The 15,697-nt window shown below is 43.4% G+C and carries 14 protein-coding genes; 3 read left to right on the forward strand and 11 right to left on the reverse strand.

What is annotated here, in order from left to right:
* The first annotated feature begins 298 nt into the window (after nt 1-298).
* Nucleotides 299-1,168, forward strand: coding sequence for a hypothetical protein (locus tag AB1S55_RS12945; RefSeq protein ID WP_370978599.1), 870 nt, complete (start codon nt 299-301; stop codon nt 1,166-1,168).
* Nucleotides 1,169-1,235: 67 nt separating this feature from the next.
* Here AB1S55_RS12945 and AB1S55_RS12950 read toward each other — a convergent pair whose 3' ends face one another.
* Nucleotides 1,236-2,078 (reverse strand): SprT-like domain-containing protein, encoded by an 843-nt coding sequence (locus tag AB1S55_RS12950; RefSeq protein ID WP_370978600.1) that lies wholly within the window; start codon nt 2,076-2,078, stop codon nt 1,236-1,238.
* Between the two features lie 463 nt (nt 2,079-2,541).
* On the opposite strand from AB1S55_RS12950, the gene AB1S55_RS12955 reads away from it, so the two are divergent.
* The gene (locus AB1S55_RS12955; RefSeq protein WP_370978601.1) at nt 2,542-5,697 is read left to right on the forward strand and encodes a Tn3 family transposase; all 3,156 of its coding nucleotides are present in this window, start codon (nt 2,542-2,544) and stop codon (nt 5,695-5,697) included.
* A 473-nt stretch (nt 5,698-6,170) separates the two neighbouring features.
* On the opposite strand, the gene AB1S55_RS12960 is transcribed toward AB1S55_RS12955, so the two are convergent.
* Together AB1S55_RS12960 and AB1S55_RS12965 are read right to left on the reverse strand one after the other, a co-directional pair.
* Nucleotides 6,171-6,917 (reverse strand): RNA methyltransferase, encoded by a 747-nt coding sequence (locus AB1S55_RS12960; protein ID WP_370978602.1) that lies wholly within the window; start codon nt 6,915-6,917, stop codon nt 6,171-6,173.
* Nucleotides 6,918-7,011: 94 nt separating this feature from the next.
* Entirely contained in the window at nt 7,012-7,167 is a 156-nt protein-coding gene (locus AB1S55_RS12965) for a DNA-binding protein (protein ID WP_370978603.1), read from the reverse strand.
* A gap of 462 nt (nt 7,168-7,629) precedes the next feature.
* Between AB1S55_RS12965 and AB1S55_RS12970 the strand changes: the two genes are divergently transcribed.
* The gene (locus AB1S55_RS12970; RefSeq protein ID WP_370978604.1) at nt 7,630-8,331 is read left to right on the forward strand and encodes a Crp/Fnr family transcriptional regulator; all 702 of its coding nucleotides are present in this window, start codon (nt 7,630-7,632) and stop codon (nt 8,329-8,331) included.
* A gap of 41 nt (nt 8,332-8,372) precedes the next feature.
* On the opposite strand, the gene AB1S55_RS12975 is transcribed toward AB1S55_RS12970, so the two are convergent.
* From AB1S55_RS12975 to AB1S55_RS13010, 8 genes are all read right to left on the reverse strand, one after another.
* Nucleotides 8,373-8,630, reverse strand: a complete 258-nt coding sequence (locus tag AB1S55_RS12975; RefSeq protein ID WP_370978605.1) for a hypothetical protein — start codon at nt 8,628-8,630, stop codon at nt 8,373-8,375.
* A gap of 345 nt (nt 8,631-8,975) precedes the next feature.
* Nucleotides 8,976-9,872, reverse strand: a complete 897-nt coding sequence (locus AB1S55_RS12980; RefSeq protein ID WP_370978606.1) for a putative PEP-binding protein — start codon at nt 9,870-9,872, stop codon at nt 8,976-8,978.
* A gap of 38 nt (nt 9,873-9,910) precedes the next feature.
* Complete coding sequence (locus tag AB1S55_RS12985) at nt 9,911-10,216, reverse strand: PEP-utilizing enzyme (protein WP_370978607.1); 306 nt, start codon at nt 10,214-10,216, stop codon at nt 9,911-9,913.
* An 81-nt stretch (nt 10,217-10,297) separates the two neighbouring features.
* Nucleotides 10,298-10,522, reverse strand: coding sequence for a phosphoenolpyruvate-utilizing N-terminal domain-containing protein (locus tag AB1S55_RS12990; RefSeq protein WP_370978608.1), 225 nt, complete (start codon nt 10,520-10,522; stop codon nt 10,298-10,300).
* A 209-nt stretch (nt 10,523-10,731) separates the two neighbouring features.
* Nucleotides 10,732-11,316 carry a hypothetical protein gene (locus AB1S55_RS12995; RefSeq protein WP_370978609.1) on the reverse strand — a complete coding sequence of 195 codons (585 nt, stop codon included), beginning with the start codon at nt 11,314-11,316 and terminating at the stop codon, nt 10,732-10,734.
* A 349-nt stretch (nt 11,317-11,665) separates the two neighbouring features.
* Nucleotides 11,666-12,685 carry a D-alanine--D-alanine ligase gene (locus AB1S55_RS13000; protein WP_370978610.1) on the reverse strand — a complete coding sequence of 340 codons (1,020 nt, stop codon included), beginning with the start codon at nt 12,683-12,685 and terminating at the stop codon, nt 11,666-11,668.
* Nucleotides 12,686-12,937: 252 nt separating this feature from the next.
* Nucleotides 12,938-14,305 carry a Na+/H+ antiporter NhaA gene (nhaA, locus tag AB1S55_RS13005; RefSeq protein WP_370978611.1) on the reverse strand — a complete coding sequence of 456 codons (1,368 nt, stop codon included), beginning with the start codon at nt 14,303-14,305 and terminating at the stop codon, nt 12,938-12,940.
* Nucleotides 14,271-15,692, reverse strand: coding sequence for a class II fumarate hydratase (locus tag AB1S55_RS13010; RefSeq protein ID WP_370978612.1), 1,422 nt, complete (start codon nt 15,690-15,692; stop codon nt 14,271-14,273). Before AB1S55_RS13010 ends, nhaA begins: the two co-directional genes overlap by 35 nt.
* Between the last annotated feature and the right edge of the window lie 5 nt (nt 15,693-15,697).

Here is a 15,697-nt window from a genome sequence, read left to right on the forward strand (position 1 = left end):
TACCGATAAATTTGATAGTGAAATAGCCGAATCGTAAAAGGGCTGTGTTTGTATTCATCATCCCTAAGCTGTTCGAAATAACCTTGCTGTACATCTATTGGCGGATACCAGTTAATTATAGTGGTTTAGCCGCCTGTAAGTGCACCTTTACACTAATGCGCTGCAATAAATACAAATCCACCGATGCTTAGTGAGGCGCACTATCTGCTAGGCATAGCGGTTTATTTAGCCCACAGGCTCATAAGATATTTAACCTCAATAAACCAAGCTGTACTAGAAGAACAAAAAAGACGAGCATATGGCAAGAACATCACCTAAGAAAAGAAAGCCTCGAAAGGGAAAGAAAAGTAATAGAACGTTACTCTTTAATCCACCGGCAGGTACAACACATACAGAAATTAGTAGATCATTAGTAAATCTTATTAATAGATGTAAAACTAATAACCTTCGAAGCGTACTGCGTCAAGCGCTTACGTCTCGTGCGGTACAAACAGTTTTTCCCGCCAGAACATATGAAATTAGCAGCTTGTTTAAGGGTGCCGTTCTTAGAGGTGTTAAAGCCCCTGAAGATGTAGTAATTTTTCTTTGTGAGCGAATTCTAGCCCACTCCGAAGAGGTTTCGTCAGAGCTAAAGTCGATACGTGAGATCGAGAGGTCGCTCATGCAGGAGGACAAATTGGCCGTTCGTAAAAAGCTTGATGACCACTTGGTGGTGTATGGAATTTCGTTATGGTGGATCGAAAAGCAAATAAACGCCGTATATTTTGAAAGCGGCGTCAAAGGCGCGGGTGAAGAGATTGACCGATTAAACGCCGAATCAGAAAATGAATTCCTTTCATTTATGTTTAATCAGTTTTTCATGAAACGTAATTTCGATTCACCAAAGGCCTTTATCAATGCGGTTCTTTCATTTCTAAATGAGTTTCGTAGTGGCGGGTTATCGGAATTTGCTGATGTCTTATCCTCTATGCTCATTCCTTTTGAATGGGACCCGAAACGAGAGCCAATTAATCACTTATATTACATCTCAAATGCGCCAATAATTGATCAATATTTGGCATTAAAACGGGCATTAATGGACGAAATTTTACGAGATGAATTAAAGTCAATTCCAGATAACGCAGTCATCTCAATTAGACGTGTCATTCATATTATGGGTATTTCTTGAAATTCTTGATTTTAATGCGGTAAGTCTTCTAGGTTCTTGATTTTAAAGAAAATAATCAAGATTCCTTTCAGCGATTGTTCAGATTTCCTTCTTCTAATTGTACGCCGCAATCTATACAGCCAATCCTAAGGTTGGGCTTGCCCCAAACCGCTAAGCTGCAGCTATTGCAGATGTACTTAGATTTGCTGGGTTTAGGTTTTACAACTGGCTCGATAATAGTCCCCTCAGGTACTAAGTCACTGAAATTAAGGTATAGGGGGCTTTCAGACGCGCGATCTTCTGTGTGTACTGTAGCTGGGGATGGAATGTCGTAACTTGAAGGCGCTTCGTTTGGTTCAGCGTGATTGCTTAAGGGTTGTTCAACCGGAGAGCGCTTTATCGAAGCAACGCGATAGATCCAAGGCCAATTAAAACTTTTTTCATTAACTAATGCTGTCGCTGAGCTCAGAAACTGCCCACCTTCTAGCGAATAGTGACTCATTTGGTTACCTACAATCTCTCCACCTGGCTGGCCAGTAGAGGAGGGCTGCAATCCTACATCAATCATCTTGTAGGCCCATTCCTTGTTGTGGTAACCGGATCTTGATGGGTGACCATGGCAATACTGCCAGCAATGCACCATCTCGTGAACTAAGGTCTCAAGTACGTCAATGATGCGATATTTGCCAATGTAGATAGGGTTTATTGAGATTTCGTGTTTTGTACCTTTCTTTTCAGACGCCCAACGATCAGGGATGAAGTAGCCGAGCGTGCCAACGCTCCGGTGCATGGTGAAAACCACTTCAGGGAGTGAGCCTTTGAATAAGTGATCGTTAAAGTGACCGTACGCAGCCTCAAGAGCAGAGTAAAGCTCCTTTGTGGCAGAAGCACTTGCTGTTTTGCTTTGTAGTTCTTTAGTTCGTCGAGACAAAAAATATATCCTCGAAACAAATATACGCACGTTATGATGCCCGTTAGATGAGCATAGTAACTCTTTTTTGCTTAATATATAACCATTTTCTGAATCGTACGATTCAGAAAATGGTTATATATTAAGCAGCTTGAGGGCTGGTTAGCTAAATTTCGGAAAACCCCAGATTCCTGATTTACAAATTCAGCCCCCGCACCAGCTATGAGTCTAGGATATTAACAAATTTAACAAAGCTAAATTAGTCCCACTTGGAATTTGACGGAAGTAAGTCATAATTGTTCGGGCTCCACGTTCGGTGTACACAAGCTGAGTTTTGGTCAAAATGCGGGACAATGCTGTGGGTGATGCTCAAAAAACGAAGCTTTGTGACCGTACTCTGCCTTCCTCGTAGAAGAAATAGAGCTTTAACTAATTTCCTTTTACTGCAAGCCAAGTGGGCTGTATTGCCATGGTCCCCAAAGCAATGAATAAAGTTACGAATACGCAAACTATTGAACTTAGAAGAAAAGAGTTCGATACCCCATCAAAATATAATGAAGACTTCTATTATGAGCTTTTCAGTCTGACTGAATTAGCGAAGGCTCATTATCTAAGTCTCCGTGAAAGCAAAAGCCGGCTTCTATTTATATTGCAGTATGCATACTGTAAAGCTGAATCGCGCTTTTACAGCCCACGTGAGTTTAGAGACGAGCATATTACCTATGTCGTCACTAATTATTCTAAGCTAAGCGATCTCAAGAAGCGTATACGCTCAAAGAAAGACCTAAAGAGCTTAAAAGAAGAACTGGCGCGTCGAGATGCGCATAGGCATCAAGATAAGATTGTAAATTTACTTTCCAAAAAGAGTCTTTCAAAACGCCTTATATCGCAGTTGACGCAATTCGCAGAAGATCAGGCTGAAAAACAATGCGGTCCAGAAGTTATTTTCGAATCAATTGTTGCTCATTGCATGGAGCAAGGTTGGATAATTCCAAAGTTTAAAGATATTTTTGAACTAGTCGAAGGCACCCATCGGGTAGTTGAAAAACGTCTGATCTGTAACTTGGATAAATACTTGCCAAAAGATCTTGAATCCGATCTTCTAGATCTTTTGAAAGGGCAAGGTAAATCGTGCCCAATCAACCAACTTAAGGATCTGAATGAGTCTCATAAGCCAGCAGCCCTGAAGTCTAATGCCATAATTTTGGAGAGACTGAAAAAACTACATATTGAACTCAGGCCAATTCTTGAAGTGCTAAATTTAAACGATCAAGCGATTGCGTATTATCAGTATTGGGTAAGGAGCAACTCAGTAGCGAGCATCAAGAACCTTAGAAATAAGAAGAAGCAGTGCCTGTACTTAATTGGGTTTTGTGCGCATGAGTTCAATAATAGACTGGACGCGGCAGCGAAAGCCTTCTTAAAAGCATTTAAGACGGCTCGAAATAAGGCTCAAAAACAGCTCCAAGATGAGTTTTATTCAGCCCAAGGGGCAATTGGGCAAATGGAGGCAGTGATAAAGCATGGGTATAAAATTGATACGTTTGCAAACCACATAATTGATATTGGCCAGGACATTAACCTGACTGCGGAACAAAAAGTCGAAGAAGTCGTAAAACTGGCTCAGGGGATAGTTGCAGAAAACGAAGATCGTGACAAAGCTCTCGATACAATGAATCAAGCATTCTCCGATTGGAAGAGCGATCGAGCGATATTTAATCGAATGGCGGAAAACAACATTTTATCCCAACTAACTACCACCGTGAAACAGTTGATATTCGATTCAACGTATGGAGATGCTAATCTTTTTGACGCAATAGTCGCCTTTCAGCTGGGAGATGATATCCCCACTAGTTATATGGAAACCAAGCATAAAAAAATACTTAAACAAAAATGCCATGACGATACTCACATAGTGGTGTTATTTGACTACATGGAAAAGGGACTAAAAGGAGGGAGAGCAAACCTTAAGTGGGGGTATAGGTATCGTGCATTTCAGACATATTTGGTATCTGAGGAAAGATGGGGGGCAGAAAAGCACAAGATTCTAAAGCGTGTTGGAATGTCACAATTCGAGGACTTCGAATCCGTCAAGCATTATTTCAAAGTGACTCTCAACGACGGCTGGGACAAAATTAACGAAGAGCACAAGGATGGCTCAAATACTGAGCTTACGTTTTACAGAAACACCAACCGACCAAAACTAAAGAATCGAAGAAAGGCGGATGACGAAGCGGCTCCCCAGGTTATATCTGACTATTTGGATGAAGTAGGAAATATTGATCTAATCAAACTGCTTAGGGAAGTTAACAAAGCAGTCCCGTTCATGAATCGATTTTTTCATCATTCGAACCGGCATGTTTCCCGTGAGGTCGATCAAAAAATAATTGAGGCAGCTATCATTGCTCTCGGTTGTAATATTGGTGTTGGGCCTATGGCAAAACGAAGCGGTGATTCCATTTCAAGTGCAAAACTACTTGACGCCGTTCGGCATAGAGTTCTGAATGATAAATTAAGAGAGGCGAATGACCTGCTTTTAGATGCGATTGAAGAGATTCCTTTGAGTCGTATTTTTCGGAGGAATTCGGAAGTCACTCATATCAGTGCAGACGGACAAAAGTTGCTTGTTTTAGGTGATTCACTACTGGCAGATAAATCATTTAAATATTTCGGTTCCGCTGCCGGCGTCGTTCGTTACCTGTCCGTAAATGACAAGCAGGGGGTTGTAGAGACCAAGGTTATCAATGCAGCGACTCGAGAGGCAACCTATGTTTTGGATATGATATCTAACAATACAACCCCATATACAATGGTTTCGACAGATTCCCATGGGCAAACTGAGGCAGTGTTTGCGACATCTTATCTAATGGGAGTCTCATTTTGCCCAAGGATAAAAAAACTAAGCAATAAACCGCTATATGGCGCGAGGCCAAAATCCTATTACACAACTAGGAATTGTAAGATTGCTCCGAGTGAAACTATCGCTTGGAATAAAATTGAATCTCAATGGGACGAGGTTCTTAGGTTCGTTGCCACGATAAAATTAGGGAAAAGTTCAGCATCTCAGCTTTTCGAGCGTCTAAACTCGTACAGCAAAGAACACCCTCTATTTGCGGCACTAAAGCACCTTGGTCGTGCCGAGAAAAGTATATTTGCCTTGCGGTATTTCAGCAATGAGGAGTTGCGAGGTTCTATTCAAAAGCAACTCAATATAGGTGAGCAAGCCAATAATTTCACAAATGCCGTCCGCTGGGCGAAAGGCAGGAAGCTTGGGGGATCGCAAGCGGTAATGGAACAGCAACTCCTAGCTACAGACCTTATACAAAATGCAGTAATTTATTGGAATTATCTATACATAAGCGAAAAGCTCCTCGAAATTGAGAATTCAGAAGAGCGAGAGCTGGAGATAAAAATGCTGTCAGAAGGGCAGATCATGGCATGGGCGCATGTTAACTTTAGTGGGATATATGAATTCGACAAGCTCAAGGAAGAGTTACATATTTTCAATACTAAACGTCTCAAAAAGATGAAAGTCACTCACTTTGATAAGCCACTAAATTCAGGTTCTATACCAATAGGGTTTCCGCATGATCTAACAGATCAAGATGAATCATCGAGGTATGTGGGCCATAATCGCTGATTCATCGAGCCAAGTGAACATCCCTAGATGTTTTATATGTAGGATTACGCTAAGCGTAGTTGAATAAGTCGATTCATATAAACTCCGGCCATTGAAAGGTCTGTTATCTTTGCCTGCGGACTTATACTTGAATTAGTAGATGGCCATGGTTCCCCTTGAAAACCGTCTTCCAATTTAAGTTTGACCAATTCGTTCCCAGATGGGCCTTGGGTAACGTCACGAACGTTACTTATACGTGCTGTTTGTTCTCTGGCTTTATGGAACTGCAGTACTTCAGTTTTGGGAAGATCTTTATTGAGTTGCTCTGCAAACTTAACTAACGAGGGTTCATTAATGATATATAGCCAGCCTAACTCGTCCTTGCCAAATCGGTTTCGGAGTACTCGTCCAAGGATTTGCCTATCGTTAACATACCGGTTGACTGGGTATGAGCCTCCTCCGTCATGAAAAAGCAAAGAGGTCTGCGAAGCGCCTTAGGTGGCCAGCGATAAGAGCAAATACCCTCCTGAGCCTGAGAGCAGTAGGTCATTATCTACTGGCCCACCAAAGTTTTTGCTTTTTTCTTCCATCAAACGCTCTACCAGCTCGTTTTTTACAGCAACTTCTGCTTCAAGTTTAGCTTGTGCCAATAGTGACTTCTCTTTCCACTCGGTTAGCGTTTCGTACTCTTTTTTGAGCGATTCCAGCCCGGAAACATAGCTTTCATTTTTTTGTATTTTATCCTCAAGCACCTTGTTTTCTGATGTCTGAGCATCAATTTGTGCTTGATGTTTACGAGATTCAGCTTGAAGTGCTGCTAGCGTTTTTTGGGCTGCACTGATCTCAGCCACTAATCGGCCGTTATCTTTGTTCAGGCTTGTAATGTCGTTTTGCTTGACGGAGAGCGTTTGGTTAAGAGCTCTAATTTCCGCTTGCAGCTGATGCAATTGCTGTTCGTGATTTCGTTGGTCTTGCTCCCTTTGCTCTTTAACGGATTGACGATAGTGGTCCATCGCGTCACGACTATGGCGATGCCTTTCTTCTAACGAGTCGATGTGAGACTGTTTTTCCGTAACAATGGCGTTTTGCTCGGTGATGGCTTGCTTGGCTTCAGCGAGTTCAGCACCAAGTCTATCTTCCGAGGATTTTCGTTCGCCCAACTGGACCAGCTGATCTTGAAGCGTTTCCTCTTTGGCATTGAGCGTTTTTTCCTGCGAGGCGACGATGCTTTCCAGCTCCATGATACGAGCCTTCAAAGCTTGTTCTCGGTGTTGATTTTGCTCTTTGTTGCTCCTGACAACTGAGTGCGCTTCCTGCCTCAGTGTCGCAGTGAGTTTACCTGATGGGTTCACTTAATAAGGCTTCGTCATCAAGCCTGGCTGAGGACTCTTCCTCGATTTCTTTTAGGTAGCGATGAATGGTTGATTTTGACCCGGTGTTGCCCAGCTCCACACGTATTGCGTCGATTGAGGGGTTCTCACCCCGGTTCAACAGCGTTTCTCGCGCTTCGATGACTAATGCTTTATTAATGCCGCCTCTGGCATAGCAGTGCCCTCAGATTATTTCATACTGTATTACGTACCACGTATATACATACTATTTTATACCTGCGTGAAATAGTTTAATAGATATAAATTAACATTAAATAATCAAGACTTATTACATGTTAGACCTAAAAACGACCCACTTTCCCTTTCATATGGTATGAAACCCCCAACCTCGGTTTAGTTTAAAGTACGGTCATAATCCCCAACTGTCGTTCAGAATGCACTGTACACTATCATTGATAGTGATAATGTTATGGGTATGCGTATCTTTGAAAAGGAGGTTGACGAAAGCAAGCTTGAAATTATCAAACAGGTTTCACAACAATGATTAAAGCCGGCTTTTTTTACCGCTGTACTCAGAAAAGCGTATTATGAAAGGCTGTCTTGATGCCGAGATTAATCGAAGATGCCTTCCCCATTAGAAAACCGATTATTATCCTCAATTCCTGACGAAACTCAAATTCGTTTATTTAAGCATCTGGAACTCGTAACGCTCTCTCGGGACGACGTTATACATAAATCCGGTATCGATTTAACGCACATTTTCTTCCCGGTCGACACCATTATATCGTTGCTTTACGACTTGGCTGACGGGGCAGCGACAGAGATCGCGATGATTGGCAATGAGGGCTTGCTTGGAGTCGCGGTGTTCATGGGAGGAGAAAGCACGCCAAGTCGCGCAGTCGTTATCAAAACCGGCTACGCGTATCGCATATCCGCAAAGCGGATCAAAGACGAATTTAATCGCCATGAAGAGTTACTTGTACTTCTGTTACGTTACACTCAATCACTTACTTCTCAAATGGCACAAACTGCGATTTGTAATCGACGCCATTCATTAAGTCAGCAGTTATGTCGCTTTATGCTCCTCTTTTTAGATCGTAGTTGCGATAATAAAATTTCCATAACTCACGATCTCATCGCACAGTTATTAGGTGTGCGACGTGAAGGCATTTCGTCCAATGCAAGTAAGTTGCAAAGTTTGGAAGCAATTGAATGCCACCGCGGGCATATCATTATAAATAATCGACTACTTCTTGAAGAGCATTGTTGTGAATGCTATCAAGCTGTTAGATTAGAATCTGAACGCCTATTTTCAACAGTTTAAATCGGAATTATGATTTAAATAAAACCCTTTAGAATCGAAAATTAATCTTTGTCGCTATTTACTTTTCCTACCTGCAAAAACGACTTCTCCTGACTTTTAACAAACGATGTTTTTTCAAATCTAGGTGTTTTTCGAAACGGACCAAAAATATTTTTTGATTGCTCTAAGGCTGCTTGTGCTCCTGTAGGTTTTTCTGTTTCCCTCTCAAATTTCTTGATGTGAGGTAAGGTTTCCTCTTCATTCGGGTTAATGAGCGGCACGTCTATTTTTTTCTTCGTATGGTCTCTGGGGAATAGCATAATATTACCAACCGTTGATTTGCCTTAAGTGGTACACCTAAGGCTGAATTGTCACTATAGTGAAAAAAGTACCTGTGGTCGGTGCGCTAGCGAACCGAAGGAACAGATATTGAAAAACATTTTACTAATTCCCAATAAACGTCAAAAGATAGCAAAACAGTGTGCCAAACGTAGTGTATAGTTGTGATGCTCACCCTAGGCAATGTCAGATATCAGCAGCGGCATGGCGAGTGTTAATGTGAGGGAGTTAATGGCTTGTATGGAACGCGTAGAATATTGATTAACAACAGCGAAGTGTTGCGATTATCAATTATTTTCTCCCTAGAGTATCACAACATTTGTCGCTTACAAATTAGATACACACTTGCAACCACGGATTGCGTCTTTAACTGTCGGAATTAAAGGCCCGGCAACGCTCAAGGTTCGTATTCCGCACTGTAGCAGCCTGGTAATGTGTTCCGGTCGGCCTGCAAGTTCGCCACAGAGAGAAAGCGGAACGTTTGGCACATCACTATGAGTTATTTCCAATAAGCGGAATATGACCTGCGACACATTGTTAAAGTAGCACCCCACTGCCGCATCCTCGCGATCAGCAGCAAATGTATACTGCGTTAGATCGTTGCTACCAAAACTCAGAAAATCAACATGCTTAGTAACCTCTATGGCCGAAAGCGCCGCAGCGGGGGGTTCTATCATCGCACCCAGTTTGGGAAGCGATAATACCTGGCGCTCTGTCCCCAGCTCTATGAACATATTTTTCACCATGAGAATCAACACACAGATATCGAACTCTGTGGCAAGATCAAGTACCGCATGCACCTGCGTTTTTAGCAGCTCGGGGTATGCCCTAAGCAAGCGAATACCCCGTCGCCCCAGGGCTGGATTTGTTTCAGCCAGAAAACCCAAAAATGGCAGCGGTTTATCGGCACCGATATCCAGAAGCCGTACGCAAACACTGCGACCTCTTGCCGCTGCCAATGTCTCTCGCATCTCGTTGACAAGTTCTTCCCTGCTGGGAGGAGTAGAGCGTCCCAGGTAAGCCTGTTCGATACGGTATAAACCTATGCCTTCCGCACCATTGGATATTGCTCTTTCAGTATCCTCACGACAACCGACATTGGCAAACACCGAGATTTCAATACCATCTTTTGTCACAGCAGGTCGCCGAGCGTGTTCGCGCGCTGCTTGTAAAGCACGTGATTTGTTATCAGTCTTTTTCTGAAAAGCTTGAGTTTGGCTCAAGGAAGGTCGAAGAGTGACTAAACCGGCGTCCGCATCCACTAAGGCCAATGCGCCATCCGATACAATGTTAATAAATCAGCGAATCCTGAAATGGCAGAAAGTCCTATCTCTCGGGCAAACAAAGCCGCATGGGAACCGACACTACCATATTCCATAAGCACGGCTGAGATCGGTCTGCTGGCGAGAAAAATTGTGTCAGAGGGTAGTAAACGGGAGGTGGTAAGCACACAAGCATCGGGAATGTTATCCAAGGGGTGAACGGTAATTCCGGCCAATGCGTTGCGTAAACGAATCGAAAGATCACGCATATCGTCACCTTTGTCTAGGGCGATTTGCGATTCCATGAGCAAAAACCGTTTTTCCCATCGCAAGAACACGGTTTTCACTGCACTGCTCGCACTGACTAAGTTGTCAATGATTTCCTTTCACAACTCCAATCGCAAAGCCGTATCATTCACCATGAGTTGGTGCGCCCCAAACACTTCCGCAAGCCTTGCATCAATTTCTTGCTCCACCCGTTCTGCCAGTAGGAATAACTCTTCAGAAATACTCGCAGTAGCACCGTCAAGGCGTGATAATTCCTCTTCTGTGTCGTATTGACGATAACTGTTTTTGTCAGAACTCTCGGGTGCGTCTATTGCCCCCAACATACCGTGATGGACATGGATTAATCCCTTATCAAGGCCGGGAGAGAGGTTTTCCCTTTATTATCAAAGGCTGCTCCGATGAATAACGACTGTGTTATCGTGATCATCTTCGTCCATAGTTTTCTCTTTACGTTAATCACCTTCATTCGTTTTTTATAAAACGCTTGGATTTTTTCGCTCGCCTGTAGCTGATTGCCTATCGAACCAAGAATCTATCGATTTTCATTTACTGTACACAAGCCATTGTGCTGTCGAAACCCAGGGTCACAACGCCAGGTGCTACCCGAATAATCAATATGCGCATTCACTGGAACGTTTATTGCGATGCAGTTATTAGCAGATTTTTTGAAACCGCGATCACACTGCCAATTATTGCCCGAATCATTTAAATAGCTATTTTGGGTGAGCACAATCTTTCGGCAGCTCTTGTCTTCTTTATAGTAACCGCGATCACACTGCCAGTTTCTACCGTAGCGGTCGAGAAAAGCATTTTCGGGTATTTCTATTTCAGTACAAGCGCCATTTTCTTCTTGGTAACCAAGAAGACATTCCCAACCTTTGTCATAAGCAGAATTGGTAGCATAACCATTGGTAGGTATGATAATCGCCAAACAATTTGATTCGCCCCTCCGATAACCGTGTTTACAACTCCAGCCGAGCCCATTGCTGGAATGCTCTAACAAGCCGTGTTCGGGTACATCAATTTTGGTACATCGATTTTTATCTTCTCGATAGCTACGCTCACATTCCCAGCCTTTTCCGTATTGCGCATCAATTAAGTGCGCGTTTTCTGGCACATCTATTAGCCCGCAAAGCTCTTTTTCTTTTTTATAGCCTCGCTGACATCGCCAACTTCGTCCATTAGACTCAAGATAGGCATTAGCGGGTATTGCTATAGCGACGCATTTTTCATTGCTGTTACTAAACCCACGATTGCATGTCCAATTATCACTGTATGATCTTGTATGTGAGTTTGGAGGGTTTTCTGAGGATTTTATGTCCTGCGATAACAGGCTGTTCGAAAAAAACATTATGGCGGCGGTGATAGTGATAATTGCCTTTTTATTTCGGTGTGTATTCATTTGCGCATACTCAATTTTAAGGTCTTTGTTATTACCAATAAATATCCCAAATAAATTGGAGCGATTAAGTAAGTGCCAAATCCCCCTGGTGATAAGAAAATAGGTGCGTACGCTGCATTGCTTTTAGTTCTTTACCGAGGCAGTAATTGACCATATGGGCAACGGTTTGGTCATAAGATAAACCACGATCCATTCTGCAAGCTTCAGGAAAATAACTGGAACCGGCGGTCATTCCCGGAACTAGATTAACCTCCATAAAAAAACACCTTCCATCGGCATTTGATTTGATATCGATCCGAGCAAAACCCTCAATACCCAAACCAATAAACACTTCAGAGGCGATCTTTCGTACTTTGTTGCGTACTTTTATGTCCGATATTATTTTGAGAACTTCAATATTTTTAGTTTTAATGTTCCCACTGAGTATTCGGAGATCTCGATTCGATTTTGGTGGTACGATTTCAATCGCAGCATCTAGCAGTTCTCCAGATTGGGTTGTGATCATTGCGACGGTATATTCTTTACCGGTTAATAATTCTTCAGCGAGAATGGGTTGACCATAGGATTTTTGTAATGATAATGTTTTACTCTCGAATTCTTCAAAAGACTGAACAAATGACGCTTCGTCAATGCCATTGCCGTTGGCTGCTCCGTTGGGTTTAAGAAATAAAGGGTAGTTAAGCGGTAGCGCTTCATCTCGTTGAAATTGACCTACTGATGCCGTAAAGAATGCCGCAGTTGAAATGTTCTTTTCACGTAAATGAAGTTTTGCCAATATTTTGTCCGAATCGAATTGAAGTATATCTTTTGATGAACCGGAATAGGCAATCGCGTGATTTTCAAAATATTCCGATAACCAGATATTGTCACCCTTTTCCATTGGGATGTACTTAACCGCGAGGAGAACTAAGTCTGGCTTTCGTTTTATAACGCGCTCCAAATCAGCTAATGACTCACACGAGACTATTCGACCGTTGTGCCCCATTTTTTGAATTGAACTTAAAACGTTCTGGCATGTGTTAAGGCTACCAAAGCCGGTTTCTTTGAGTGTTTCGTTGGGTGCAGTGATGATTTCAATATTCATAGTGATCCCTTTACGTTTATATAGCAAGTGTATGGGCGCTGGAATTGATAATATCGAGGCCAAGGGCCGCGCGAAGGGGGAGGGAAACGGGCGTCAATAGACACTAGATGAAAGCAATGATCAGCAAGCCAGTATGGGCTTTATTTTTGAGCCTGTATACTCTATATTGTCGAGTATTTCTCACAAATGGTAGGCAGCAATCTTTAACAGACTCTTCAGAGGTTTTTGAAGAGGTGTAGCAGGCAGTTTTCGCTAAATTTGGGAATTTTTAGGCTGCGTAAAAAACCTTAGTAAGATTAACCCCATCAGAGCGGAGAAGGCTGACGCACATAAAATACCCAGTTTCGCGGCACTAAGTTGCTCTGGGCTATAGGCTAAGTTAGCAATAAACAAGGCCATGGTAAACCCAATACCCGCCAATATCCCGCCAGCAAAAATCGCTCGCCAAGGTAAATCCTTTGGTAACGTTGCGATATGCAACTGAACGGCTATCCAACTGAATAAAACCACGCCAGCAGGTTTACCTAATACAAACCCGAGAAATACGGCCAGTGTTACAGGCGCCGTAAAATCCGTCCCCGTCAGAGGAATACCCGCGTTAGCGAAGGCAAACAACGGCATGACAACAAAGCCCACCCAAGGATGAAGCATTATCTCCAGGCGTTCGACCGGGGAAAGCGCTTCACGCGCTGCCGCTTCAGCTGTTTTCAATACTTGGCGATCCAGCGTATCACCACTCCAATGATCACCAGGGGGATATGCTACAACGCAGTCCATAATGGTGTGTAAGCGATCGTCGTTGACCCATTTATGGGTTGGGGTCATCAATCCAAGAATGATTCCGGTGACTGTGGGGTGAATACCCGATGCATCCACGACCATCCAAATCAAGCCACCCACGATAAAAAACAAGGTGATGCTACGGACACCGATCAACGCCATAGCTTTAACGACAACAAACCCAAGCAGGGCCGCCCCAATCGCAAGCCAATGGATATGATCGTTATAACCAACGGCCACGACAATAATGGCACCAATATCATCCACGATAGCCAACGACAACATAAAGACACGCAAGCTTTTAGGAATTCGTGTTCCCAACAAAGCCAGGCAACCGATCACGAAGGCTGTGTCTGTTGCCATGACCGTTCCCCAACCCTGCTGACCAGGCTCACCAAACTGGAAATAGAGGTAAATAGACGCGGGGAGCAGCATACCTCCAATGGCCGCTGAAATAGATAGTATCGCTAATCGGGGGCTGCGCAATTCCCCCAGTACCATCTCACGCTTGAGTTCCAGCGCAATTAAAAAGAAAAAAAGAGTCATCACAGCATCATTAATCCATGCGTGTAAAGACCGCTCAAACTCAACAGAGCCTATATTAACGCCGATGGAGATATGCCATAAGCGGTTAAACCATTCACTATAGGGTGAATTTGCCAGGTATAGAGCTGCCAGTGCAGTCATCAATAATACGGCACCCGCTGCGGCTTCAATTTTGAGAAAGCGCGAAACGGGTTGAATCAACCAGTCGATACGTGCCTTAGGCAGCTGAGTAGGATGGCCGCGCCCAATACCAGTCGACTTATGGTTCATTTTGTTGTTCGTGCAACTGGTCATGCAATAGCTGCTCAAACTCGGTGTGGCTATAGAAACCCAAGCTCTCAGCGGCCTCGCCCAGAGAGACATTTTTGTTATGCGCTTCATGCACAATTTGTGCGCTAAGCTCATACCCCAGTTTAGGCACCAGCACGGTTATTGTGGACAGGTTGGTAGCCATATTAGCAGTGATTTGATTTTCATTAAGAGCCAGTCCACACACGCAATGATCAGCAAAAGACACCATAGAATCTGACAATAAGTCGATACTTTCTAAGACATTGTGAATGACGACCGGGCGATATGTATTCAATTGAAGCTGACCATGAGAAGCGGCCAGCGATACAGTTAAATCATTCCCAAATACTTGGAGGCATACCATACTCAGCGCCTCGCATTGAGTTGGGTTCACTTTGCCTGGCATGATTGAACTGCCCGGTTCATTAGCGGGCAGTTGCCACTCATTAAAACCACAACGAGGACCGCTGCCTAACAAACGAAAATCATTCGCCATTTTAAAGAGCACACTGGCCAGTTGCTTCAGCGACGCGCTGTATCGTAACAACGCATTTTCACCGGAAACCGCCGCATAGAGATTAGTATGCGACTTAAACGGTAGCCCATATTGTCTTTTCAGCAAAGCGCACACTGTTTGACCAAACCCTTGGGGAGCGTTACTGCCGCTGCCCACTGCTGTACCACCTATAGCCAAGAGATAAAGATTTTTAACGCTATCCATTATGGCTGTTTTCACTTCAACAAGCTGAACACGAAATGCCGATAAAATAGCGCCAACCGTCAACGGCAAGGCGTCCATTAAATGTGTACGCCCCACCGTATATATTTCATTAAATTCGACGTGTTTTTGTGCCAACTCTGTTTCTAGCTTATCGAGAGATTTGAACAGTGTTTTGTGGGTCAGTTGTGCGACAACAAGATGCATCGCGCTGGGAAAAATATCGTTAGACGATTGCGACATGTTCACATGATCATTAGGGTGAACAATGCATTGATTAGCTGAATCCTCATCACTCGCTTCATCCAGATACGCATTTGCCAGTGAGCTGATGACTTCATTCACATTCATGTTGGTCTGAGTGCCAGAACCTGTTTGCCAAACATGCAATGGGAATTGTTTGTCATGGTGTCCTTGTAAAATTGCATCGCAACCGATTGCGGTTGCTTCACATAATTCATTTCTCAATAATCCCAGTTCTTGATTCGCTTGCGCACAGGCGCTCTTAATCGAAACTAACGCCTTTATCAAGCGATTATCAACCCGATGTCTACCGATGTTGAAATGCTTTAGTGAGCGTTGTGTTTGAGCGCCCCACAGTGCGTTGTCTGGGATAGCGATCTTACCAAAGCTGTCAGAAGCATCACGCTGTACCGTTTTATTTGCCGTCATGTCAA

Origin of the sequence: Agaribacterium sp. ZY112 (assembly GCF_041346925.1) — a bacterium.
Lineage (GTDB): Bacteria > Pseudomonadota > Gammaproteobacteria > Pseudomonadales > Cellvibrionaceae > Agaribacterium.